General features: G+C 61.6%; 22 protein-coding genes and 1 pseudogene. 17 read left to right on the top strand and 6 right to left on the bottom strand.

All coding sequences use genetic code 11. From position 1 onward, the window contains the following. Nucleotides 1–6: 6 nt before the first annotated feature. Nucleotides 7–1,695, top strand: coding sequence for an alkaline phosphatase D family protein (locus ABWI03_RS01475; RefSeq protein WP_296551885.1), 1,689 nt, complete (start codon nt 7–9; stop codon nt 1,693–1,695). Next, the gene (locus ABWI03_RS01470; protein WP_298777169.1) at nt 1,692–2,966 is read left to right on the top strand and encodes an alkaline phosphatase family protein; all 1,275 of its coding nucleotides are present in this window, start codon (nt 1,692–1,694) and stop codon (nt 2,964–2,966) included. Before ABWI03_RS01475 ends, ABWI03_RS01470 begins: the two co-directional genes overlap by 4 nt. On the opposite strand, the gene ABWI03_RS01465 is transcribed toward ABWI03_RS01470, so the two are convergent. Further along, a complete protein-coding gene (locus tag ABWI03_RS01465; protein WP_020970773.1) occupies nt 2,963–3,520 on the bottom strand; it encodes a TIGR03086 family metal-binding protein in 558 nt (185 codons plus the stop codon). The two genes, ABWI03_RS01470 and ABWI03_RS01465, sit on opposite strands and share 4 nt — an antisense overlap. A 101-nt stretch (nt 3,521–3,621) precedes the next feature. Here ABWI03_RS01465 and ABWI03_RS01460 point away from each other — a divergent pair, with 101 nt between their 5' ends. The 6 genes and pseudogenes from ABWI03_RS01460 to ABWI03_RS01435 all read left to right on the top strand — a co-directional run bounded on the left by ABWI03_RS01460 (nt 3,622) and on the right by ABWI03_RS01435 (nt 10,007). Then, entirely contained in the window at nt 3,622–4,617 is a 996-nt protein-coding gene (locus ABWI03_RS01460; protein ID WP_095968850.1) for an aldo/keto reductase, read from the top strand. 45 nt (nt 4,618–4,662) lie between these two features. Further along, nucleotides 4,663–5,934 (top strand): MFS transporter, encoded by a 1,272-nt coding sequence (locus ABWI03_RS01455; RefSeq protein WP_298777170.1) that lies wholly within the window; start codon nt 4,663–4,665, stop codon nt 5,932–5,934. A 70-nt stretch (nt 5,935–6,004) separates the two neighbouring features. Continuing rightward, entirely contained in the window at nt 6,005–6,433 is a 429-nt protein-coding gene (locus ABWI03_RS01450) for a DUF6325 family protein (RefSeq protein ID WP_095968512.1), read from the top strand. 24 nt (nt 6,434–6,457) lie between these two features. Beyond that, entirely contained in the window at nt 6,458–6,781 is a 324-nt protein-coding gene (locus ABWI03_RS01445; protein ID WP_095968513.1) for an SHOCT domain-containing protein, read from the top strand. Nucleotides 6,782–6,849: 68 nt separating this feature from the next. Next, a complete protein-coding gene (locus tag ABWI03_RS01440; RefSeq protein ID WP_124567799.1) occupies nt 6,850–8,757 on the top strand; it encodes an alkyl/aryl-sulfatase in 1,908 nt (635 codons plus the stop codon). Nucleotides 8,758–8,871: 114 nt separating this feature from the next. After that, nucleotides 8,872–10,007, top strand: a pseudogene (locus ABWI03_RS01435) (HNH endonuclease signature motif containing protein). Between the two features lie 70 nt (nt 10,008–10,077). Here the strand turns inward: ABWI03_RS01435 and ABWI03_RS01430 are convergent. Together ABWI03_RS01430 and ABWI03_RS01425 are read right to left on the bottom strand one after the other, a co-directional pair. Then, nucleotides 10,078–11,073 carry an endonuclease/exonuclease/phosphatase family protein gene (locus tag ABWI03_RS01430; RefSeq protein WP_095968515.1) on the bottom strand — a complete coding sequence of 332 codons (996 nt, stop codon included), beginning with the start codon at nt 11,071–11,073 and terminating at the stop codon, nt 10,078–10,080. Between the two features lie 67 nt (nt 11,074–11,140). After that, nucleotides 11,141–12,562 carry a short-chain fatty acyl-CoA regulator family protein gene (locus ABWI03_RS01425; RefSeq protein WP_095968516.1) on the bottom strand — a complete coding sequence of 474 codons (1,422 nt, stop codon included), beginning with the start codon at nt 12,560–12,562 and terminating at the stop codon, nt 11,141–11,143. Between the two features lie 167 nt (nt 12,563–12,729). Here ABWI03_RS01425 and prpD point away from each other — a divergent pair, with 167 nt between their 5' ends. The 6 genes from prpD (at nt 12,730) to ABWI03_RS01395 (ending at nt 18,644) form a co-directional block, all read left to right on the top strand. Beyond that, complete coding sequence (gene prpD / locus ABWI03_RS01420) at nt 12,730–14,232, top strand: 2-methylcitrate dehydratase PrpD (protein WP_124567797.1); 1,503 nt, start codon at nt 12,730–12,732, stop codon at nt 14,230–14,232. Further along, complete coding sequence (gene prpB / locus ABWI03_RS01415; RefSeq protein ID WP_124567796.1) at nt 14,232–15,149, top strand: methylisocitrate lyase; 918 nt, start codon at nt 14,232–14,234, stop codon at nt 15,147–15,149. Before prpD ends, prpB begins: the two co-directional genes overlap by 1 nt. Then, nucleotides 15,146–16,267: a bifunctional 2-methylcitrate synthase/citrate synthase gene (locus ABWI03_RS01410; RefSeq protein WP_298777171.1), complete on the top strand. Its 1,122-nt coding sequence runs from the start codon at nt 15,146–15,148 to the stop codon at nt 16,265–16,267. Before prpB ends, ABWI03_RS01410 begins: the two co-directional genes overlap by 4 nt. 189 nt (nt 16,268–16,456) lie before the next feature. Further along, nucleotides 16,457–17,239: an enoyl-CoA hydratase gene (locus ABWI03_RS01405; protein WP_298777172.1), complete on the top strand. Its 783-nt coding sequence runs from the start codon at nt 16,457–16,459 to the stop codon at nt 17,237–17,239. Nucleotides 17,240–17,299: 60 nt separating this feature from the next. Next, nucleotides 17,300–18,160: an SDR family NAD(P)-dependent oxidoreductase gene (locus ABWI03_RS01400; RefSeq protein WP_235170281.1), complete on the top strand. Its 861-nt coding sequence runs from the start codon at nt 17,300–17,302 to the stop codon at nt 18,158–18,160. Nucleotides 18,161–18,170: 10 nt separating this feature from the next. Then, complete coding sequence (locus tag ABWI03_RS01395) at nt 18,171–18,644, top strand: MerR family transcriptional regulator (RefSeq protein ID WP_298777173.1); 474 nt, start codon at nt 18,171–18,173, stop codon at nt 18,642–18,644. A 6-nt stretch (nt 18,645–18,650) separates the two neighbouring features. Here ABWI03_RS01395 and ABWI03_RS01390 read toward each other — a convergent pair whose 3' ends face one another. Then, nucleotides 18,651–19,163 carry a MarR family winged helix-turn-helix transcriptional regulator gene (locus ABWI03_RS01390; RefSeq protein ID WP_298777174.1) on the bottom strand — a complete coding sequence of 171 codons (513 nt, stop codon included), beginning with the start codon at nt 19,161–19,163 and terminating at the stop codon, nt 18,651–18,653. Between the two features lie 95 nt (nt 19,164–19,258). Between ABWI03_RS01390 and ABWI03_RS01385 the strand changes: the two genes are divergently transcribed. Beyond that, a complete protein-coding gene (locus tag ABWI03_RS01385; RefSeq protein WP_298777175.1) occupies nt 19,259–20,227 on the top strand; it encodes an NAD(P)/FAD-dependent oxidoreductase in 969 nt (322 codons plus the stop codon). On the opposite strand, the gene ABWI03_RS01380 is transcribed toward ABWI03_RS01385, so the two are convergent. Beyond that, nucleotides 20,185–21,105 (bottom strand): TIGR01777 family oxidoreductase, encoded by a 921-nt coding sequence (locus ABWI03_RS01380; RefSeq protein WP_298777176.1) that lies wholly within the window; start codon nt 21,103–21,105, stop codon nt 20,185–20,187. The two genes, ABWI03_RS01385 and ABWI03_RS01380, sit on opposite strands and share 43 nt — an antisense overlap. After that, nucleotides 21,102–21,779 (bottom strand): TetR/AcrR family transcriptional regulator, encoded by a 678-nt coding sequence (locus ABWI03_RS01375; RefSeq protein ID WP_069145618.1) that lies wholly within the window; start codon nt 21,777–21,779, stop codon nt 21,102–21,104. Before ABWI03_RS01375 ends, ABWI03_RS01380 begins: the two co-directional genes overlap by 4 nt. A gap of 145 nt (nt 21,780–21,924) precedes the next feature. Between ABWI03_RS01375 and ABWI03_RS01370 the strand changes: the two genes are divergently transcribed. Both ABWI03_RS01370 and ABWI03_RS01365 read left to right on the top strand, forming a co-directional pair. Then, nucleotides 21,925–22,329 carry an EVE domain-containing protein gene (locus ABWI03_RS01370; RefSeq protein WP_069145619.1) on the top strand — a complete coding sequence of 135 codons (405 nt, stop codon included), beginning with the start codon at nt 21,925–21,927 and terminating at the stop codon, nt 22,327–22,329. Between the two features lie 12 nt (nt 22,330–22,341). After that, the gene (locus tag ABWI03_RS01365; RefSeq protein WP_081328927.1) at nt 22,342–22,788 is read left to right on the top strand and encodes a MarR family winged helix-turn-helix transcriptional regulator; all 447 of its coding nucleotides are present in this window, start codon (nt 22,342–22,344) and stop codon (nt 22,786–22,788) included. Nucleotides 22,789–22,808: the final 20 nt, after the last annotated feature.

The following is a 22,808-nucleotide window of genomic DNA, read 5'->3' as shown; positions in this document are numbered from 1 at the left end:
CCTAGCGTGCACACGAATGCCTTCGATCGAATATCCAGACGTGGCCTGCTGCAGGGATCGGCGGCACTCGCCGGCGCAGTAGGCCTCGGTGTCGCTTCGGCGAGCCGCGCCGGTGCCGAGGTTCCGGGTGGCAGCCCGGGCTTCGCGCACGGCGTGGCATCCGGTGACCCGTTGCCGGATGCGGTGATCATCTGGACCCGCATCACCCCGACGGCAGAGGCGACGCCCGGTTCCGGCGTCGGGCCGGCGGTGACGCTCAACTGGCAGGTCGCGACCGATGAGGGGTTCGCGAGCGTCGTGGCGTCCGGAAGTGTTGCTGCTTCGGCAGATTCCGATCACACCGCGAAGGTCGACGTCACCGGACTCGATCCGTCGACGACGTACTGGTACCGATTCATTGCGGGTTCGGCCGTTTCTCCGGTGGGCCGCACCCGTACGGCTCCGTCGAACTCTGCGGATCTCGATCGGCTTCGCTTCGGCGTCGTGTCCTGCTCCAACTGGGAGGCGGGGTATTTCGGTGCCTATCGTCACCTCGCGTTCCGCGAAGACCTCGATGCGATCATCCATCTCGGTGACTACATCTACGAGTACGGGCAGGGGGAGTACGGCGCGAGAAACGGATCCGTTCGCCTTCACGAGCCGGCCCACGAGATCATCTCGCTGGCCGACTATCGAATTCGGCACGCGCAGTACAAGACCGATCCGGATCTGGCAGCCCTTCACCTGAAGTTGCCGTTCATCGCCACATGGGACGACCACGAATCGGCCGACAATGCGTACCGGGACGGCGCCGAAAACCACACGCCCGGCGTCGAAGGCGATTGGGCAGATCGAAAGGCGAACTCGGCCAAGGCATATTTCGAGTGGATGCCCGTCCGGCCGTCGGGTAGTGGTTCGAGCGTTCAGCTGTATCGACGGTTCCGTTTCGGGAATCTGGCCGAGATCTCGATGCTCGATCTGCGTACCTACCGCGACGAGCAACCGACCATGAAGCAGGTCGACGATCCGTCGCGCTCCATTACCGGACGCGCACAGATGGATTGGTTGACCAACGGAATCGTCACCTCCCCGACGCAGTGGAAAATCGTCGGCAATCCGGTCATGATCACGCCGTGCGTGTTCCCGCCGCTGGAGCCGGCGACCACCGCGGCGTTGACCGAACTGGTGGGAGTGCCGCAGGCCGGTGTCCCGTACAACACGGATCAGTGGGACGGGTACACCGCCGACCGCACCAGGCTTTTCGACGCGATCACCTCGAACGGTGTGGACAACACCGTTTTCATCACCGGTGACATCCACACGTCGTGGGCTTGCGACCTACCGACCAACGCCGCCGACTATCCGGGTGGGCCGACCGTCGGCGCCGAGTTCGTCGTCCCGTCGGTGACCTCGCCCAACATCGACGACATGCTGAAAGTGCCGCCGCGCACGGTAACCGTTGCGGCAGAGGAGGCATTCAAGGCCGTGAACCGACATGTGCGGTACGTCGAACTGGATTCGCACGGCTACGGCGTATTCGAAATCGCCCGCGAAGGTACTCAGATGGACTGGTACTACGTCGACGATCTCACCAATCCGCAGAGCAATGCGCACTACGCCGTGAGCTACCGTCTACCGGCAGGCGCGGGCAGTAGAGTCTCACCCACCTCGGCCGCCCTCGATCAGGCCTCGTACCGACCAGGAGTCGACCAGTGAGTATCGAAGTTTCGCGTCGTAGCGTTCTGATCGGTGGAAGTGTTGTCGCCGGAACGGCTTTGCTCGGAACGCCGGCTCGTGCGAGTGTTCCCACCAGCGCCGGAATCCCAGACCTGGACGTGCATGTCATCGTCGTCGACGGCATGCGTCCGGACGAATTGCGATCGGAGCTCACCCCGACGCTGACCGGGCTTGCGGTCGGCGGTATTCACTACCCGGACGCCAGCGCCATCCCGATCGCGGAGACGCTGCCGAACCACACCGCGATGATGACGGGAGTGCTGCCGGCGCGTTCGGGCGTACCCGCCAACTCCGTCTACGATCCGTCCATCGACAAGAAGCGTGACCTCGATCGGCCTTCCGACCTGCAGACGTCGACGGTTCTGGATCGGGTGCGCACCGAACTCGGATTGACCACTGCAAGTGTGCTGTCGAAGCACTACCTGCACGGGCTGTTCGGTAACCGCGCTTCGTTGGTGTGGGATCCGCAGCCACTCGTCCCCGGCACCGAGCACGCGCCGGACAACTTCACGATCGACGCGCTGATCCGGATCGTCGGGGGGAACTCCCCGCGACTGTCGTTCACCAACCTCGGTGACGTCGATCGGGTCGGGCACCTGGATCTGTCCGGTCCGTCCATTCGTATCGCACGTACAGCCGCACTTCAGAACACCGACAGCCAGGTTCGCCGCTTCGTCGACTTCCTTCATGACACCGGTCGTTGGAATCGGAGCATTCTGATCGTGTTGGCCGACCACTCGATGGACTGGTCGGAACCCGCGCGGCTCATCGGCTTGGATCGACCACTGAACGCGGATCCGTTGCTGGCAGGCAAGATTCGGATAGCCCAGAACGGCGGCGCAGATCTGATCTACTTCGTCGGGCCGGACGGCGAACGGGCCGAGGCCGTCCGCCGGATTCAACAGATCGTGGAGGGCGTCGAGGGCGTCGAATCCAGCCACCTCCCGGCCGAATTCGATCTCGGCACCAATGCCGGTGACGTCGTTGCGTTTTGCGCTCAGGGCTGGCGGTTCAGTGATCCGACTCCGCTGTCCAATCCGATTCCCGGCAACCACGGCCATTTCGTGACGCTGCCCATTCCGTTCTTTCTCAGCGGTGGGCATCCCGCTCTCGACGGTGGACGGAAGATCGACACGCAGGCTCGCACGATCGACGTCGCGCCGACGGTTGCGGCACTGCTCGGCCTCGGTGCACCTGCCGGTGGTTGGGACGGCGTCGCTCGCACGACGGGTGTGTCGCTGAACGTCTAGCGAGGATCGCGACCGGTCAGGGCAATCAGCTTGTCCTGCAACGACGCATCGTCAGGGAGGTCGACGGGAGCGGAGAAGAGTCCGCTCTCGGCGAGCATGTCGCGCTGCCCGTCGAGGTCGGACCAGACGGCCTCGACGAGGTCAGGGTCGAGCCGCTCGTCGGCTCCGACCGCTCGCGCGAGGTCCCAGGTGTGGATCGTGACGTCCGAAGTCTGCTGGCGCAGATACGGTTCCACCTTCACCGTGCCGTACGAGAGGTGAACGTGGGCGCTGAGGTCCGTCGATTTCCACGCCTTGATGGCGGCATCGGAATACTTCTGCCATTCGGTCCACAGGTCGTCCCCGACGGGAACGATGTCCGGTGTCGCCTCGCCGACCGTCAGTCCGGCCAGGAGCGGCGGTACCCACTGCTGCTCCTCGATGACGTGGCGGACGAGGTGTTCGACGTGCCAGTCGGAGTCAGGCGTGGGTGCGTTCCAGTCCTCGACTGCGGCGAGTCGTGAACCGAATTCGCGGTGGGCGGTGAGCACGAGTTCGAGCCAATCGAATGCCATCACTCGAGGGTAACCCGATCAGCGTGACGTTAATCGGTGCGTCAGGCTTCGATTCGGTGAAGACTGTCGAGGTTGTCGCTTACTCGAATCGAGGAGATTTCATGACCGTCCCCACCGTCACCCTGGCTGAAGGCCTCACCGTCAGTGCTCAGGGATACGGCGCGATGTCCGTCGCCCCGGTCTACGGCCCGGTGGACCCGGCCGAGGCGCTTGCCACGCTGCACCATGCGGTGGACATCGGGATCACATTCATCGACACCGCCAACGTGTACGGCGAGGGCGCGAGTGAGCGTGCTGTGGGGGAGCTTCTCAAGGACCGCCGAGGCGAAGTGCAGCTGGCGACGAAGTTCGGTCTTGTCGGCAACATCGCCAACGGTCAGCGCGGGATCAACGGAGACCCGGCGTACGTACCGCAGGCACTCGACGAGTCTCTGGGACGACTCGGCGTCGATCATGTTGATCTCTACTACTTGCACCGGGTCGACCCGAACGTCCCGATCGAAGACACCGTCGGCGCGATCGCAGAGCAGGTGAAGGCGGGCAAGGTCCGCAACATCGGCCTGTCCGAGGCGACCGGTGACGAACTGCGTCGTGCGTACGGGGTGCATCCGATCGCGGCGATCCAGTCGGAATGGAGTATCTGGAGTCGGGACGTCGAGAACAAGGTAGTACCCACCGCCGCTGAACTCGGAGTCGGATTCGTGCCCTTCTCGCCGGTCGGTCGAGGCTTCCTGGCGGGATCGTTCGATGCGGCGACGCTCGGTGACAACGACCTGCGCCGACGCTTCCCCCGCTTCTCGGACTCCGCGCTCCCTGCCAATCAGAAGGTTCTCGACGTGGTCCGCGCCGTCGGCGACGAGCTCGGCGCGACGCCTGCACAGGTTTCCCTGGCATGGCTCGATGCCAAGGGCCGTCAGTACGGGTTGCCTTCCGTGTCGATTCCCGGCACTCGGTTCGCTGCACGAGTCACCGAGAACGCCGGAGCGTTGGACATCGTTCTGAGCGAAGACCAGATCGCTCGCCTAGACTCCCTCGCCGCGATCACCGAAGGCTTCCGGTCGGCTGATCTGAATTGGGTGTCTCAGGGCCGCGAATAATCATGTCCTGAGCCTTGCGAAAGACAGGAGTAACATACAGACCCGATGAAAAAAGTGTGGTTGGTCTGGGGTGTCGGTGTTTTTGCCTACGTGATCGCCGTGCTTCACCGCACTTCGTTCGGTGTCTCGGGTCTGTCTGCTGCTGATCGGTTCTCGATATCACCCAGCGTTCTGTCGAGCTTCGTCGTACTGCAGATCGTCGTGTACGCCGGTATGCAGATTCCGGCGGGAGTCCTCCTCGACCGCTACGGTTCGCGGATCATGATCGCAGTCGGTGCGTTCATCATGATGTCCGCGCAGTTGGCCCTCGCCTTCACCGAATCGCTGCCCGTCGCGATCGGTGCACGTATTGCCGTCGGCGCCGGCGACGCTCTCACCTTCATCTCGGTGCTGCGGTTGGTACCACAGTGGTTCCCGCCCCGGCAGGTGCCGTTGGTCTCGCAGTTCACGGGCATCCTCGGTCAGCTGGGCCAGGTGATGTCCGCGCTCCCGTTCATGTTGCTGTTGTCCGGTCCGGGCTGGACTTTTGCCTACGGCAGCGCTGCGGCCGTCGGACTGTTGGCGTTTGCTCTGGCGCTGAGTGTCATCCGCGACGTGCCTCCCGGTGCCGACGTGGTGGCCGTGCCTGCCGGTGCCAAGGAGATCGGGCGACAGATCAAGACGGTGTGGATGCGACCCGGCACCCGACTCGGGTTCTTCAGTCACATGGGGACGCAGTTCTCGATCACGACGTTCGCACTGCTATGGGGTGTGCCGTATCTGAAATCGGCTCAGGGTCTCGATTCCGCGACCGTCGGCTCGCTGCTGACGCTGTCGGTCATCTCGGCAATCGTGGCCGGCCCGATCCTCGGCATTCTCACCGGTCGCTATCCCATGCGTCGATCGTGGTTGGTTCTCACCATCATGGTGGCCAGCGCGCTCATGTGGACGATCGTGCTTTCGCGCAGCGAACCGTCTCCGCTCTGGTTGTTGACGATCCTGGTGATTGTGATCTCGGTGGGTGGGCCGGGTTCGGTGATCGGCTTCGACTACGCGCGCACATCCAATCCGAGTTCGGCGATGGGAACCGCCCAGGGCATGGTCAACATCGGCGGATTCCTCGCATCCCTCATCGTGATTCAAGTGATGGGCGTGATCCTCGGACACATGGGTGGGTACACGTTCGACGGATTCCGCGTCGCCTGGATGGTGCAATATCCGGTCTGGGTTCTCGGCATCATCGGCGTACTCGTCACCCGGGGTAAAGCCCGGCGCGCCCTCGCGGCAGAAGGCGTGCACGTACGCCCGATCCGCGAAGTCATTCGTCGCAACAAATAACTCGATCGCCTCGGGTAATTCATCCCCTGCGGGTGAGGTCACTGCGCGCCAGAGCTACCAGGCTTGATGGATGAACGACACAATGAACATCGGACCGGTCGAGCTCGTGGTGCTGGCATTCCCAGGTTCAACTGTGGATCCTGAAGCTGTCGCCGCGCTGCAGAACGTGGTGGAACGAGGTTTTGTCACCCTGCTCGACCTCGTGTACATCGCCAAGGACGCCAACGGACAGGTGTCGCAGATCGACGTCGACGAAGATCTCACCGACATCGGACTGGCGATTCTCTCCATCGAAGCCAAGGCATTGATCAGTGACGAGGACCTGGACGTGGTCCGTGAGTCACTCGAGCCAGGAACGTCCGCCGCAGTCATCGTCTACGAGCAGACATGGGCGCGTGAGCTCGCGACGACGGTTCGCGGTGGCGGCGGCGATGTAGTCCTTCACGTTCAGATACCGCGCGAGGTAGTCGTCGCAGCGGTAGAAGCAGCATTTCAGTAGCGACAATTACCCAAGGAGTTCGCAATGGTTTTTCGAGGTGGACGCAGAGGGCGGCCCGGATTGCTCGGCACGGTGGCACGCACTGCGGTAGTGGCTGGAACCGCAAAAGCGACGTCCAACGCCATGGATCGACGGAGTCAACGGAAGGCCTCCGAGCAGCAGCAGGAGTATCAGCAGGAGTACCAGCAGCAACAAGCGCCGCCGGCACAGGTCGCTCCCGTGCAGTCCGTTCCCCCTTCGGGTGCTGACGATCTGGTCTCCAAGCTGCAGGAGTTGGGGCAGCTTCATCAGTCCGGCGTGTTGACCGACGCGGAGTTCGCGGCGGCAAAATCGCAGCTGTTGAGCTAGTCCCCGCTGATTATTGGAGTCCTGAACAGGTTTACCACACTGGACAATTGAAGATGAAAGGCTGATCTATGATCGATCCACGCGCAGCATCGGCCGCAGTCGAAGCGGCGAACGCCCGAGTCGCCGAGACCCTGCCGTTCTCCGACAAGACCGATTTCACCGATGCCGAGCGAGGGTTCATCGGCGCGCTCGATCCCGGCGTGGTATCCGGTCCGGACGGAAAAGTGCTGTGGGACAACGATTCTTACTCATTCCTGGATGAGGAGTGCCCGCCGACCGTCAATCCGAGCTTGTGGCGTCAGTCGAGGTTGGTCGCCAAGCAGGGACTCTTTGCGGTGACGGATTCGATCTATCAGATTCGCGGCCTCGATCTGTCGAACATGACGTTGATCGAGGGGGAGAGCGGGATCATCGTCGTCGATCCACTGATTTCTCGGGAAACCGCGGCCGCTGGTCTCGCGTTGTATCGGGAGCATCGTGGTGATCGACCGGTCGTCGCGGTGATCTACACGCATTCGCATATCGACCATTTCGGTGGGGTCAAAGGGGTGACCACCGACGAAGATGTCGCTGCCGGGCGATGCGTAATCGTCGCCCCCACTGGACTCGTGGAGCATGCCGTCGAGGAAAACGTCTATGCGGGAACGGCAATGGCTCGACGTGCGGCCTATATGTACGGGGCCGCATTGCCCCGAGGTCCTCGCGGTGCCGTCGGAGCCGGGTTGGGGCAGACCACCTCAACCGGGACGCCGACGCTCATTTCGCCGACGGTGTCGATCTCGACGACAGGTCACACGGAGACGATCGACGGCGTTCGGATCGAGTTCCAGATGACGCCCGGAACCGAGGCCCCGTCCGAGATGAACTTCTACTTCCCGGACTTGCGCGCGCTGTGTATGGCGGAGAACGCAACTCATACTCTCCACAACCTGCTCACGCTACGGGGTGCCCTGGTACGAGATCCTCACGTCTGGTCTGCGTACCTGACCGAATCGATCAATCGTTACGCCTCACGATCCGACGTTCTGTTTGCGTCCCACCACTGGCCGACGTGGGGGACCGAACGGCTCACCGAGTTCATGTCATTGCAGCGCGACCTCTACGGGTACCTTCACGATCAGACACTTCGTCGAATCAATCAGGGGTGGACCGGTCTCGAGATCGCCGAATCGATCGAACTGCCACCTGCATTGGCGCAGGCATGGCACACGCACGGGTACTACGGTTCCGTCAGTCACAACGTCAAGGCCATCTACCAGCGCTACATGGGATGGTTCGACGGTAACCCTGCGCATCTGTGGGAGCATCCACCCGTCGAATCGGCCAAACGTCACGTGGAGTTCATGGGCGGATCGGCAGAGGTGCTCCGAAAAGCTCGGGAATCATACGAGAGCGGAGACTTTCGGTGGGTCGCGCAGGTGGTGAACTACGTCATCTTTGCCGAACCGGGCAACACCGAGGCCAAGACCCTGCAGGCCGATACCTTCGAGCAGCTCGGGTACGGCGCAGAGAACGGCACCTGGCGAAACTTCTACCTCACCGGTGCATACGAACTGCGCAACGGTTCGGTGGGTACGCCCACAGTTGCTGCAGCTCCTGATATCACCGCAGCGTTGTCGGTGAAGCAGGTGTTCGACGCTGTGTCGCTCCGCGTGGACGGAGTGAGTGCAGCGAATTCCCACATCGTCATCGACTGGAACATCACCGACGAAAACATCGTGCACCGAACGGAACTGAGCAACGGCGTGCTGATCCACTTCGACGTGGAAGGTGGGTCTGCAGATGCTGGGTCTGTGGATGCGACGTTCAGTGTGAGTCGTCTCGGCTTACTCGGTGTGCTGCTCGGTGGTGCGGACCTGGGCGCCGAGATTGCGAACGGCAGTATCTCGGTTGCCGGCGACCCGGCGAAACTCGCAGAACTTGCGGGGCACCTTGACGAGCCTGATCCGAATTTTGCGATAGTCACGCCGACCTAGCGGCGTGAGACAGTTCAATGATGATGTATTTCAACGAGTCTCGAGTTCTGGGCGCTTCTGAAGTTGTCCGTCATGTCCCTGGTTGCCGAAAGTGTGTTCGATTAAGCTTTCGGTATGGGCAGTCGGGGCTCGTGGCAGCTGGATGGTGAGGACCTCGAGGGTGAGGTTCTGGATCTGGTGCGTGTCCGGCACGAATTGCAGTCGCGGATGGTGTTGCTGATCGTGGAGATGTTTTCCCGGGAGGTTCTCGGCGGGAAGGGTTTTCGGGCGATCGCGCAGTGGTTGCACGGGTCGACGAATCTGGAGATCGGTGAGTGCAGTCTGCTGGGTCGGGTTGGCGCGGTTGTTGACGCTCGAACCCGTGGTGGGCGATGCGTTTCATCGTGCCGATGTGGACAAGGCTCGCAGGATTCTGCTTGATCTGGCGTCGAAGAATATTGCGGATTGTGATGCGGTGCGGGCGGCGATTCGGCGGATCGAGAAGCAGTACGGCAACCGTGAGGACGGTGTTCCGGTCGGGGAAGACTCTGAGCGCAACGAGTTTTACGCCTCGAAAGGCTTGTATGGGCGGGTCACGGTCAAGGGCGATCTGGATGCGATCAACGGGGCACGGTTGATCACGCTGCTCTCGAGCCTGTCCGCTCCGACACCGGAGAAGGACGGTGTCAAGGACACCCGCACGCCGGCATTACGACGGGCCCACGGGTTCTGCGAACTCCTGTGCCGGTACGAGCGGGCGGGGTTGGGTCCGATCGAAGGTGGGGTGAAACCGCACATCACGGTCACCGCCAGCGCCAAAGACATGACAGATCTGCAAGCTTTGAAAGACCTCCTGCCGTCGACTCAGGAATTCGGGTTCGCGTGGACGGATTGGGTGGGCCCGATCAGTATCGACACGGCCCGGATGCTGGCCTGCGACTGCACGGTCACGCGGATCTTGTTGGATGAGAATGGTGTTCCGCTCGACTGCGGTAAGGAAGCGAGAACCGCGACGGTGCCGCAAAGGCGGGCGTTGGCCGTCCGGGACGGTGGGTGTGCGTTTCCGGGGTATGGGACTCCGTCGGGGTGGTGCGATGCTCACCATATCGTTCATTGGAATGATGGTGGCCCAACAGATCTCGATAATCTGATCTTGTTGTGTGGTCATCATCATCGGACGTTGCACCACACGGAGTGGCGTTTATCCGCCGATGTCGATCGACCCGTATCAGCACCCGATCGGCGGGAACAGCCCACCCACAGCGGCGTGAACCGCGACAACTGAAGACGTGAGCACCGGGGCATAACCATGCCCCGGTGCGTGCTCAATCCAGTATTTACTCAAGACAACGTGATGTCGGCGATCAGTCCGTGATGATCGGATCCCTTGATCTCGATCCGTTCGAGGGACGTCGCCACAGCGCCTTTGGTGATGATGTGGTCGATACCGACCATCGCCGGATACGACTTGTCGGTCGGGTAGGTCGGGATCAGGCCGGAACCCAATTGATCGGCGGCGCTGGTATATCCGTTTCTGAGGAGATTCCGAAACTGCTTGTTCGAGTACGACGCATTGAAATCGCCGCTGACTATCACATTGTCCATCCCGGCGGCTTCGTCCATGTAAGACCCAAGCCTTTGCTGCTCGGCCGCCCACACCGAAGCCGGCGAGATGTACGCCGGTGCCGGATGCACGGCGAACAATGTGACTGGCCGCGCCAAGCCGACATTCAGCTCTGCCGAGAGCGTTTCGGGTGAGAACCCGTCGAGGCTACGTGGATTGGAGAGAGGAAAGCGACTGTAGATTCCGGCCCCGCCACCGCCGTCGGCGTAGGGGACCAGGAACTGGTGGCTCAAAACCTCTTCGAGCCCGGCGGCTTCGAGCGCGTCGACTTCCTGGTACGTCAACTCCTGGACCGTCACCACGTCGACGTTGCTTTCGCGGACCATCGCTACAAGCGACTCCGGATCCGCTGTACCGATCATCAAGTTGGCCTGCATCATCCGAATCGACGGGCCGTTCGCAGACGTCGACTCGCCAGTTCCGCTGATGTACAGCGGGCTCACGGACCATCCGAACAGTGCAAGGACGACAAGGGATGCGGCGCATACGATCCACTGACGCCCGATACCCGAGACGACGGCACCGATCAGCGGAGCAATCATCAACAAGGGTGCCACTGATGCCAGAACGATCACGATGTTGTGATCGACGTCCAGCTGAGTTGCGATCAAGGCAACCACACCAGTCACGATTCCGGCCACGCCGACCACGGCCGAAAGGCGGCGAAGAACCAGTCGACGAGGGGTCACGGTATCGGGGTGCATGACGTCCATGGAAGCAGAAGAGCGTCGTAGCGCAGAGGAACCGCAGGTGGAGTCGGTGCGCCCTATTGTTTGCGTCCTATTGTTGCGGATACGGCAGATGGCTGCTGCTGTTCTCACTGACGGAGATCGAGCGGCCGAGTTGGGGGAAGGCGCGTTGAGAGCACGCTGGTCTGTCACAGACTTTGCACCCCGCGCCGATCGGCACGATGGTCGCGGGGTCGTCCGTCTGGATTCCGTGGGAGTAGACCATGCGATCGGCGTAGCCGATGTCGCAACCGAGTCCGACGGCGAAGTTCCGCTCGGGCGCGAGGTATCCGAGTCCGCCGCTGTGGGTGGTGCGCGCCACCCAGAGGTATGTCCGGCCGTCAGGCATCTTCGCGACCTGGGTGAGGATGCGGCCTGGGCTCGCGAATGCCTCGTGGATAACCCACAGTGGGCAACTGCCGCCGACTCTGGAGAAGTGAAAAGCGGTAGCAGACTGACGCTTCGAGATGTTTCCGGCGCGATCGGTTCGGACGAAGAAGAAGGGGATGCCGCGTTGGCCATGACGCTGGAGAGTGGACAGCCGGTGACAAACTGTTTCGAAGCCGACCTCGAATTTGAGGCTGAGCAGATCGATGTCGTACCGCAGAGCCTCGGCCGATTCCAGGAATTGGGTGTACGGGAGTAGCAGTGCGCCGGCGAAGTAGTGCGCGAGTCCGATTCGAGCCAGTGCCGCGGACTCGGCACTCAACGATTCGTCCTCGGCGACAAGGGAATCGATCACGTCGGCCTGCGTGAAGAAGGCCAACTGCATCGCGATCTGGAATGCGCGTTGGCCTGCCGACAGACGCCGCGCCAGGGTCAGGATCGACTTCTCCGGATCGTAGAAGCGCTTGGGCCCGAGCTTGTCTGGTTCGTCCGTGCGGATCGTCACGGTGACGCCGTGCTGATCGCGAAGCAGTCGTGCCAGCTGCAGATCCACTGCTCCCACGGACAACCCGTTGTCCACGAACATCCGCTCGGCAGCGTCGTCGAGAACGGCGATGTGGTTCTTTCGGTCGTAGAAGAAGTCTCGAACTTCTTCGTAAGGCATGGGCACCAGCGACACGTCAGATGCTGCCTCGCCGGACAATTGCGTCGAGAACTGGTCCAATTGCTCTGTTGCGGCGTGAAGGCGGCGGTGCAACATCACGAGGGTGCGTCCGACCGCCGGCATTCGGGCCACCAATTCGTCCACCTCTGCCAGCGATACGTCCCCGGATTCCGAGGTTTCGGCCAAGGCGTGATGAACGTCCGCAACGAGTCGTGCGTCGGAATCGGAAGCGAAGAATTGCACGTCGAGATCGAACTCGGCGTTGAGCTTGAGAAGGACGGGGACCGTCAGCGGTCGTTGATCGTTCTCGAGCTGATTGACATAACTGGGGGAGAGTTCGAGCGCCTTCGCCAGTGCGGACTGTGACAGGTTTCGTTCTTCCCGCAGTCGTCGCAGCCGCGCTCCCGCGTACATCTTCTTCATCGAATCTCCTCGGTGCCGATCGGGTTCACCCTACCGAGAAGCCATTCGCAACATTCGCAACATTGCAGGACTGTTATTGCACAAATAGGCAATTGCGAGGGCCTATCCCGAGGTGAACGAGCTGCGTAGCGTGCAAATAGATACCGAAGCACGTGAGAAGAGGATCGATGAAGACGCATCTCGTACGCACCCACCGCTCTGCCGAAGAGTTCCCCAAGGAAGACCACCTCGCGTGGAAGATCGCGGAAGTTGCGACGGATTCCGTCGAGGTCACCGACGCCACGTCCGACATGATCGTCAACCGGATCATCGACAACGCGGCAGTTGCCGCAGCTTCCCTGGTGCGCCGCCCCGTAGTGAATGCGCGTGCACAGGCGCAGTCTCATCCGTACACGCCCGGTTCCACCGTGTTCGGTATCTCGGGTACCTTCTCGCCTGAATGGGCCGCATGGGCAAACGGCGTAGCGGTTCGTGAACTCGATTTCCACGACACGTTCCTGGCCGCCGAGTACTCGCACCCCGGTGACAACATCCCGCCGATCCTTGCCGTCGCTCAGCACGCCGGGCGTGACGGTCAAGACCTGATTCGCGGTCTGGCGACTGGCTACGAGATCCAGATCGACCTGGTTCGGGCTATCTGCCTGCACGAGCACAAGATCGATCACGTCGCACACCTCGGCCCTTCGGCCGCGGCAGGTATCGGAACCTTGCTCGGCCTGGAGACCGAGACGATCTACCAGGCAATCGGCCAGGCGCTGCACCTCACGACGGCTACACGGCAGTCCCGCAAGGGCGAGATCTCCAGCTGGAAGGCCTACGCGCCGGCGCTGGCCGGCAAGGTTGCCGTCGAGGCAGTCGACCGTGCGATGCGCGGTGAAGGTGCACCTTCACCGATCTGGGAAGGCGAAGACGGCGTGATCGCCTGGCTGCTCGGTGGCCCGGACAAGGAGTACCACGTTCCGCTTCCGGGTTCTGGTGAGGCGAAGCGCGCCATCCTCGACTCGTACACGAAGGAACACTCCGCGGAGTACCAGAGCCAGGCGCCGATCGACCTCGCTCGCCGGATGCGTTCTCGCGTCGGCGATCTCGACCAGATCGCCTCGATCGTCTTGCATACCAGTCACCACACCCACGTCGTCATCGGCACCGGTTCCGGCGATCCGCAGAAGTTCGACCCCACCGCATCACGCGAAACTCTCGATCACTCGGTGATGTACATCTTTGCCGTTGCGCTGCAGGACGGTACGTGGCACCACGAGCATTCCTACGCGCCCGAGCGTGCACAGCGCCCCGACACGATCGAACTGTGGAACAAGATCTCCACACGCGAAGATCCCGAATGGACACGCCGTTACCACTCGACGGATCCCGACGAGAAGGCTTTCGGTGCCCGCGCCGAGATCACCTTGAAGAGCGGCGAGGTCATCGTCGACGAGCTTGCGGTGGCCGATGCGCACCCGCTCGGCGCACGTCCGTTCGCTCGCGATCAGTACGTCGCGAAGTTCCGCACCCTCGCCGAGGGCGTCATCGAGCCGAGCGAACAGGATCGCTTCCTCGACGCGGCACAACGCACCCCCGAATTGAAGGCAGGCGAACTCGATCAGCTGACCTTCACCGTTTCCGAAGACGTTCTCGCTCGGGCCCCCAAGGTCGCCAAGGGACTCTTCTGATGACGGGCCTCATTGCCGCATCGACGTCTGCAGCAGACAAGCGGATTGCCTTCCGGGCCGGGCTGACGTCCGGAAAGATTCAACGACTCCCCGGTGCGATCAATCCGTTGACAGCCAAGCTCATTCAGGAAATCGGGTTCGAAGGTGTCTACGTTTCGGGTGGTGCGTATTCCGCCGGATTGGCCCTTCCCGACATCGGGCTGACCACGTTGACCGAGGTCGCCGCCCACAGCAAGCAGATCGCGCGGGTCACCGACCTCCCGACGCTCATCGACGCCGACACCGGTTTCGGTGAACCCATGAGCGCTGCCCGCACGGTCACGATCTTCGAGGACGACGGTATAGCCGGTCTGCACCTCGAGGATCAGATCAACCCCAAGCGCTGTGGGCACCTCGACGGCAAAGCGATCGTGCCCACCGAAGACATGGTTCGCCGAGTTCGTGCTGCAGTCTCGGCACGTCGCGACCCGAACTTCGTCATCTGCGCGCGCACCGATGCTGCCGGAATCGACGGTATCGACGCAGCGATCGAGCGAGCAAAGGCCTACGCGGATGCCGGTGCCGATCTGATCTTCACCGAAGCTCTTGCCACCGAAGCAGACTTCGAGAAGTTCCGCGCAGCAGTCGACACTCCGTTGCTCGCCAACATGACCGAGTTCGGGAAGTCGAATCTCATTTCGGCGAAGACGTTGGAAGAGATCGGTTTCAACGCCGTCATCTACCCCGTGACCACTCTTCGGTTGGCGATGTTCGCCATCGAAAAGGGCCTGCGCGAGATTTTTGCGGAGGGCACGCAAGAAGGGCTGCTCGGTGAGATGCAGCACCGCAGCAGGTTGTACGAGATTCTCGAGTACGAGCGTTACAACGAATTCGACAGTGGCATTTTCAATTTCAGCTTGGAGGGGAGTAGGACATGACCGAACAGATTCCGACGATCTACAAGGGCTTGGCCGGAGTTGTCGTCGACACGACGGCTATCTCCAAGGTAGTGCCCGAGACGAATTCGTTGACGTATCGCGGTTACGCAGTGCAGGACCTCGCCGCGAATTGTAGCTTCGAAGAAGTTGCGCACCTGCTGTGGTACGGCGAACTGCCGACTCCCGAGCAGCTCGAATTGCTCTGTCTGCGTGAGCGTGCGGCTCGCCGTGCCGATCGCTCACTGCTCTCGCTCCTGACCAAGATGCCCGACAACTGCCACCCGATGGACGTGGTCCGGACGGCGATCAGCTACCTCGGCGCCGAGGATCCGGCGGAGGACGACAACTCCGAGAAGGCCAATCTAGCCAAGGCACTGCGGATGACGGCCGTGCTGCCGACCATCGTCGCAGCCGATTTCCGCCGCCGGCGTGGTCAGGATCCCATCGCGCCGCAGTCGGACCTGGGTTTCGCCGAAAACTTCTTGAACATGTGCTTCGGTGCTGTTCCGGAGCAGGCGATCGTGAAGGCCTTCGAGGTCTCGCTGATCCTGTATGCGGAGCACTCCTTCAACGCCTCGACGTTTGCCGCTCGTGTTGTGACGTCCACACTTTCGGACATCTACAGCGCAGTGACGGCTGCGATCGGCACGCTCAAGGGCCCGCTGCACGGCGGCGCAAACGAAGCCGTCATGCACGACATGCTCGAGATCGACGACCCAGACCGCGCGGAAGCCTGGATGTCGGAGAAGTTGGCCGCCAAGGAGAAGGTCATGGGCTTCGGACACCGTGTCTACAAGAACGGTGATTCGCGTGTTCCGACCATGAAGCAGGCGCTCCTCGACGTAGCGGCAGCGACGGACGGCGAGAAGTGGGTGCAGATGTACGAGATCCTCGAGAAGGCGATGGTCAGTGCCACCGGAATCAAACCGAATCTCGATTTCCCCACCGGCCCTGCATATTTCCTCATGGGCTTCGATGTCGAGATGTTCACGCCGATCTTCGTGATGAGTCGAATCACCGGATGGACGGCGCACATCATCGAGCAGGGGCAGTCGAATGCACTGATCAGGCCGCTGAGCCAGTACTCCGGCGTGCCGCAGCGGACCGTTGTGGCATAACAGTTTTGGTAGTCGTGGCATGACACCCCACTAATGCTGCGTCGGCGAGGTTCGGTTCTGGCATCACCGTCTCCTGGCCTCGTCGACGCTTCTCCGTTCGCACTATCTGCAACTTCGCACCGAATATTCGCAAAGATACTCGAGTGCAATGTGTTTCGTTTGTTCCTTGTCGGTAATAGCGTCAGTGTCATGACTGAAACGCACGAAGACATCTCGATTATCCGTCGTGGCGAGACGCTTGACGTCGTGTTCAACCGGCCGGAAAAACACAACGCACTGACTCCTCAGATGTACGACGCCATTGCCGGAGCCTGCCGGAGCGCCGACTCCGACCGCGAGATCCGGTTACTCACTCTCCGAGGTGCTGGGGGAGAGGCGTTCTCGGCGGGTTCCGACATACGCCATTTTCAGCCCTTCTCGAGTTTTCACGAAGGGCTCGATTACGAAAGTCGGTTCGTCGGCGTGCTGACCGAACTCGAGAAAGTGCGGGTTCCCACGCTGGCGGTCATCGATGGTGTGTGCGCGGGAGCCGGGCTGTTGTTAGCGGCAGCGTGCGATGTGCGGATCGCGACGCGCGGGTCCCGCTTCTGCCTCCCGATCGCGCGCACACTCGGAAACTCGTTGTCGGTCCATTCCGTGGCGTTGCTCGCGGACAGGATCGGCAGTTCGCGTCTGATGTCGTTGGTCGCTCGGGCGGGGGTCATGTCGAGCGACGAGGCTCTGCGGAACGGCTTCCTCAGCGACTGTGCAACAGAGACCGAGTTCGCGAGCCTGACTGCCCAGGTATCGCAGGAACTCCTTGCGGCTGCCCCGATGACCGTGTGGACGATTCGAGAGTCCCTGCGCCGCATCAGGACCCGATCGATCACCGACAACGATGATCTGATGCGCATGATCTACAGCAGTGACGACTTCAAAGCCGGTGTCGACGGTTTCCTTCGCGGCGAGCGACCGGTTTGGGCCGGCGCGTAGCTCGGCTGTAGAACCAAAGGCTTGCGTTGGAGCGCGCTCTAACCCTTAGCGTTCCCGACCATGACAACAAAGACCTGGATCATCACTGGAGTTTCTCGAGGCTTCGGCCGCGAACTAGCACTGTCCGCACTTCGATCAGGGGACGCGGTGGTCGCGGCAGTTCGTCGCCCTGAAGCCGTTGCAGATATTGCGTCGGAGCATCCGGATCGGTTCTCGACTGTGACGTTCGACGTCCGAGATACCGAAGCAGCTCCGGGGGTAGTCGAACACGCGCTCGAGCGTTTCGGTCGCGTCGACGTGCTGGTCAACAATGCCGGTCGTGGGATGGTCGGCGCGGCGGAGTTGGTCGACGATTCGACCTTGCGGGATCTCATGGAACTGCACCTGATCGGACCCGCCGCGTTGGTTCGCGCCGCCCTCCCTTCGATGCGAGTGCAGGGAAGTGGGACGATCGTGCAGATGAGCAGCCAAGGCGGCCGGATGTCGTTTCCCGGGGTCGGGGCGTATTCGGCGTCGAAGTTCGCGCTCGAGGGTTGGTCGGAGGCTCTCGCCGGTGAGGTCGGGCAGTTCGGCATCCGAGTGATGATCGTCGAGCCCAGCAGATTCCGCACGGCATTCAACACCCCCGGCGTTCTGAGTTTCGCCGAATCATCATCGGACTACCGTGAAGTGCTCGATCCGGTTCTGCGTGACATGGCGGCGGCAGACGGTGTTCAGGAGGGCGATCCGGAGAAAGCAGCGGCAATCATCAATGCGCTGGTGCACAGTGAGAACGTGCCACTTCGTCTGCCACTCGGAAAGGAAGCCGTGGAGCGGATATCCGCGTCGTATCGGAAGAATCTCGCCGAGGTATCTGTCTGGGCCGACCTCGCTCGCAGCGCCGATTTCGCGGATGCTGCCGGACCTGTCCGCCCGTTCTAGGCTGGGAGTCATGGCTACCGAAGACTTGATGCGTAAGGCGCTCGAGGCCCTTGGGGAAGTGGACGGGCCCATGTCGATCGAGATCATTCACCGGCTCGTCGATGCAGGGGACGTCGAAGATCCGATGTCGATCGCCGAAGTGTCGGACCTACTGGATGTTTCGGCACACACCCTGCGCTATTACGAGAAGATCGGCCTGGTCACGGTCGATCGTGACTCGAGCGGACATCGTGTGTACGGCCCGGAATCTATTCGCAGGCTGGTGTTTCTGACCCGCATGCGTATATCAGGCATGGCGATTCGTGACCTGCAGCACTACGTCGAACTGGTGGACGCCGGTGAAGGGACAGTTCCGGAGAGGCTCGACATGCTGCTCGAGCACCGGGACATCGTTCGTCGGCAGATCAAGGAGCTCACGTTGTCTTTGGCTGCGACGGAGTACAAGATTGCGACGTACGGCGGGCGGACCGGGGAGCAGGAGTAGCGCGGGCTACTTCTTGTCCTGCGTTCGATCCAGCCCGCCTTCCATGGATAGCGCCAACTGCTTGAGTGCCGCGAGAATTTTTCCGCGGTCCCGTCCGAGTTTGGTGAATAATTCACCGTGAGCGGCGAGTTCGCGAGGAAAGACGTCATCGACGACAGCGTTTCCCTGGATCGTCATCGTGATCAGTGCAGATCGCCTGTCTTCGGGATTTCTCGTGCGGGAGACAAGGCCTCGCTTCTCCAATCGTGCGAGTGCCTTGCTGACTCCGGCCCGAGACATACCGAGGCGTTCGGCGAGACGAATCGCGGTGACCGGTTCCTCGGCGTATCGAAGCGGCACAAGCAGTTCGACTTCCGAAACGGTGAGGTCCGCGGATCGGTACACCGGTTCGACGGCGAGTTCGAGAAGCGCCGTGATCCGCTTGAGTTGCGCGACAACTTCCATGGGCGACGTGTCGAGGTCAGGATTGTTTTCGGCCCAAAGGTTGCACGTACGGGAGCGGAGTGTTGGTTCGTTCACGATTCCTCAGTTTTGTTAACTGGTAAACAAATTTGCTAGATTGCCAGAATAGCTCACCGTCTGGGGTGGGACGAACTGCGGGACTGGGGGAGTGCATGAGGTTCGATGTGGTGATTGTCGGTGGCGGTGCGGCGGGGTTGAGTGCCGCGCTTGTTCTGGCTCGGGCTCGGCGGCGAGTGATGATCGTCGATGCTGGTAACCCGCGCAATGGTGTCTCCGAGCACCTGCACGGGTACCTGACGCGGGACGGTGAGAGTCCTAGGCAATTACTTGCGGCCGGCCGCAAGGAGGTTCTCGAGTACGGCGGCGAAGTGACGACTGGCACCGCAATCGGAATCGAGCGAACGGACGACGGTGGATTTCTTGTGCAAACCGACGCGACTGCGTCGCTGGAGGCACGGACTGTTCTGGTGGCGACGGGGTTACGTGACGAGCTGCCGAACATCGCTGGGCTGCAGGATCGCTGGGGAGTCGACGTTTTGCATTGTCCCTACTGTCACGGGTACGAGGTTCGTGATACGCCGATCGGTGTACTCGGTGGTGACAACAGACCCTTCACGATTCATCAGGCGTCGTTGGTGCGCCAATGGTCGGACGATGTTGTCTTCTTTCCGAATCGTATCGAGCTGACCGGCACCGAGCGGGATCGGCTGACTGTCAGGGGGATTCGCATCGTAGAAGGCGACGTGGCCGGGGTCTCGGTGGCAGACGGTCGCATGGACGGCGTCGAGCTGGCCTCCGGTCAGGTTGTTCCGCGGAGTGTGGTGTTTGTCGGTCCACGGTTTGTTCCACGCGACGCTTTGCTGACTGACCTGGGATGTGACGCTCACGAAAATGGTTGGGTGGTAACTGATCCTGCGGGAGGTACCAGCACGCCTGGTGTGTGGGCCGCCGGGAACGTGTCGGACTCGCCTGCACAGTTGATCACCGCCGCCGCCGCTGGGTCGAAGGCTGCGATTGCACTGAATCACTATCTGCTCGAGCATGATATCGTGCGAGCGGTCGCGACCGCGACCGAACTTCAGCCGAGTGTGACCGGAAGCAGCCCTCGCGGGGTCTCCTGAGCGATCTGTTCAAGCGCAGACTCCAACGTCGGAAATTGATACTGGAAGCCGCTGTCCGCGAGCACCCCTGGTGAAACCCAGCGACTCTTCGTCACCAGTTCAGCCTCGGTGCGGATGATTCGCGCGCCGAACTCGAGCATCCAGCCCGGCGTCGGAAACCCGTATTGTCGGCCAAGTTTCGCTCGTACCATCCGCATCATGTCGGTGTTGGTTACCGGATACGGGGATGCGATATTGACGGGGCCTGAGATCTCCGGATGCTCGTAGATGTGGATGATCGAGCGAACGACGTCGGAAATGTGTACCCAGCTGAACATTTGTCGTCCGTCGCCCATTCGTCCTCCGAAGCCTGTTCGGGCCAGGTTGACGAAAGGGTTGATTGCTCCGCCGCCGGCTCCGAGAACGATCGACATTCGTAGCGCTACTTTTCGAACCGGGGTTGGGGCGGAGAACAATTCGTGCTCCCACGCTCGCGCGACAGAGACGGAGAATCCCTTACCCAGTTCGCCGCTCTTCTCGTCCATCGGTCGATCCCGCGCGTCTCGGTAGATCGTGCCGGTACTGGCATTCGCCCAGAGCGAAGGTGGCTGCGGCGTACGGGCCAGTGCGCGACCCAACAGTGCGGTCGTTTCCACGCGGGAGGAGAAGATTTCGTCGGCATTGCGCTTGTTGTATCGGCAGCTCACAGAGCGTCCGGCGAGGTTGATCAGCAGATCCGCGCCGCTGAGTACGTCGGCAACACCTTGCTCGTCGGACCAGATGGCATCGCTCGTTCCTCCCCGGCCGATCGTTCGTACGTCCACCCCGTTGGGTTCGAGCGCTCGAACGAGAGATTGCCCTATGTAGCCCGACGCACCGGATACAACGACAGTCTTCATGATTTTGTGTTCCCCTCTGGAGAAACGACTTTGGTCATCAGGGCGGCGACGTCACCGACCAGGCCGCGGGCCACCGGTAGCCGGGCGAGGGCGAGTGTTTTCGCGATGATCGGGACCAGTCCGTCGACCAGGGAACGAGTGCGCGTTTGCCCCGGAGACGAGTCGGTGACCCAATGCAGCGTCACGCCCAGGTAGCTGAGCCACAAGAGTGTGGGGAGCTGGGTCGCCAATGACGCCGGCGTCTTCTGCTTCGACGCCGCCAGTGCTTCGCGCATCAATTCGACGGCCATCGATCTCGCATCGCTCGACTCGGCCGAGAACGGGCTGGACGGCGATGCGGTTGGTAGGGCAACGTGCAGAAACGCGCCACCGAACCCGTGATATGGCCCCATGACATCGAGTCCGGTGTGCAGAACGATCGCGATATTTTCCGCGAGTGAGCCACCTTGCCGCAGGAGTGGAAGCGCACGCTCTCGGTGATCACGTTGGATGACGAGATACAGCTCGTGAACCAGTTCGTCCTTGCTGGCGAAGTAGTAGTAGGCATTCCCGAGGGAGACACCTGCCTCAGTCGCGATCTTGCGCATGGTCGTCGCTGCGAAGCCCTCGTCGCGGAAGAGCCGCAAAGCTGTTTCCACCAGCTTTTCCCTGGTTTCGATCCCGCGACTGCTCATGGGCTCCCCTTCTTTGAACGTGTTCAAGTTCAGCGTACGCCTTGAAGTTGAACACGTTCAATAGACGATCTGTTGCGAGGAATATAATAAGCGCGCATACTAAATTCATGATTGAACTTGCGCTCGGTTCGACAGGTGGCCGGCGATGAACGCCTGGTTGGGGGTTGTCTCGGCCGAACATGTGCGTCGCGCAGTGGATCTTGGGATCGCGCAGATCGGGCACGGGAAGAGGTCCGGATTGGAGCGGATGAAGGCGGGCGATGTGCTTGTTTACTATTCGCCGGTCGAGTCCATTGGTGATCGAGATCCGTTGCGCGAGTTCACAGCCCTCGGTGTGATCGAAGAGGGTGAGATCTGGCAGGCGGACGAGGGGTGCTTCAAGCCGTTTCGGCGTCGAGTGCGATACGAGCAGTTCACGCCCGTTCCTCTCGGCGACGTACGGAGTCGATTGGCAGTGACCTCGACACCGAATTGGGGGTATCAGCTCCGCCGAGGCTTGATTCCGTTGGATGGCAACGACGTCGAGATTCTGCGCTCGGCAACGAGCTGACACACTGACGCTGTGGCGAAGAAACTGGAAACCGACTTCGAGGATGCGGGCGACAGTCCGGGTCTGATGTTGTGGCGTGTCACCAATGCTTGGCAGGCCTCGATTCGCGCGGCGCTGCGGCCCTTCGACCTGACTCACGTGCAGTTCGTTCTGCTCGCCGCTCTGACCTGGCTGGACGCGGAAACGCCGATAACTCAACGCGATCTTGCCGAGTATGCGCGCACCGATCCGATGATGACGTCACAGGTGATACGGACCCTCGAATCCAAAGGGTTTGTCGAACGACGTCCACACCCGACCGATGCCCGGGCGCGTTCACTGGTGGTGACCCAGACGGGTGCGAACTTGGCAGGCAAGGCGAATCGCTCGGTGGAAGCATCGGACCGGGAATTCTTTGCCGCTCTCGGGGATCGTCAGGCGGCCTTCGTCGCGATGCTCGGCGTGCTCGACCGAAAGTAGCGACCCCTAGATTTCTGAGG

The sequence above is a fragment of the Rhodococcus baikonurensis genome, assembly GCF_040489275.1.
In the GTDB taxonomy this organism is placed as follows: Bacteria; Actinomycetota; Actinomycetes; order Mycobacteriales; family Mycobacteriaceae; genus Rhodococcus_F; species Rhodococcus_F baikonurensis.
The sequence above is the reverse complement of the archived record's forward strand: the minus strand, read 5'-3'. Positions and strand labels throughout refer to the sequence as shown.

Excerpts from the sequence above, each read along its gene's own strand:
- ABWI03_RS01465 (WP_020970773.1), bottom strand. The coding sequence starts at position 3,520 with ATGGCATTCGATTGGCTCGAACTCGTGCTCACCGCCCACCGCGAATTC.
- ABWI03_RS01460 (WP_095968850.1), top strand. The coding sequence starts at position 3,622 with ATGACCGTCCCCACCGTCACCCTGGCTGAAGGCCTCACCGTCAGTGCT.
- ABWI03_RS01455 (WP_298777170.1), top strand. The coding sequence starts at position 4,663 with ATGAAAAAAGTGTGGTTGGTCTGGGGTGTCGGTGTTTTTGCCTACGTG.
- ABWI03_RS01450 (WP_095968512.1), top strand. The coding sequence starts at position 6,005 with ATGAACGACACAATGAACATCGGACCGGTCGAGCTCGTGGTGCTGGCA.
- ABWI03_RS01445 (WP_095968513.1), top strand. The coding sequence starts at position 6,458 with ATGGTTTTTCGAGGTGGACGCAGAGGGCGGCCCGGATTGCTCGGCACG.
- ABWI03_RS01440 (WP_124567799.1), top strand. The coding sequence starts at position 6,850 with ATGATCGATCCACGCGCAGCATCGGCCGCAGTCGAAGCGGCGAACGCC.
- ABWI03_RS01430 (WP_095968515.1), bottom strand. The coding sequence starts at position 11,073 with ATGGACGTCATGCACCCCGATACCGTGACCCCTCGTCGACTGGTTCTT.
- ABWI03_RS01425 (WP_095968516.1), bottom strand. The coding sequence starts at position 12,562 with ATGAAGAAGATGTACGCGGGAGCGCGGCTGCGACGACTGCGGGAAGAA.
- prpD (WP_124567797.1), top strand. The coding sequence starts at position 12,730 with ATGAAGACGCATCTCGTACGCACCCACCGCTCTGCCGAAGAGTTCCCC.
- prpB (WP_124567796.1), top strand. The coding sequence starts at position 14,232 with ATGACGGGCCTCATTGCCGCATCGACGTCTGCAGCAGACAAGCGGATT.
- ABWI03_RS01410 (WP_298777171.1), top strand. The coding sequence starts at position 15,146 with ATGACCGAACAGATTCCGACGATCTACAAGGGCTTGGCCGGAGTTGTC.
- ABWI03_RS01405 (WP_298777172.1), top strand. The coding sequence starts at position 16,457 with ATGACTGAAACGCACGAAGACATCTCGATTATCCGTCGTGGCGAGACG.
- ABWI03_RS01400 (WP_235170281.1), top strand. The coding sequence starts at position 17,300 with ATGACAACAAAGACCTGGATCATCACTGGAGTTTCTCGAGGCTTCGGC.
- ABWI03_RS01395 (WP_298777173.1), top strand. The coding sequence starts at position 18,171 with ATGGCTACCGAAGACTTGATGCGTAAGGCGCTCGAGGCCCTTGGGGAA.
- ABWI03_RS01385 (WP_298777175.1), top strand. The coding sequence starts at position 19,259 with ATGAGGTTCGATGTGGTGATTGTCGGTGGCGGTGCGGCGGGGTTGAGT.
- ABWI03_RS01380 (WP_298777176.1), bottom strand. The coding sequence starts at position 21,105 with ATGAAGACTGTCGTTGTATCCGGTGCGTCGGGCTACATAGGGCAATCT.
- ABWI03_RS01375 (WP_069145618.1), bottom strand. The coding sequence starts at position 21,779 with ATGAGCAGTCGCGGGATCGAAACCAGGGAAAAGCTGGTGGAAACAGCT.
- ABWI03_RS01370 (WP_069145619.1), top strand. The coding sequence starts at position 21,925 with ATGAACGCCTGGTTGGGGGTTGTCTCGGCCGAACATGTGCGTCGCGCA.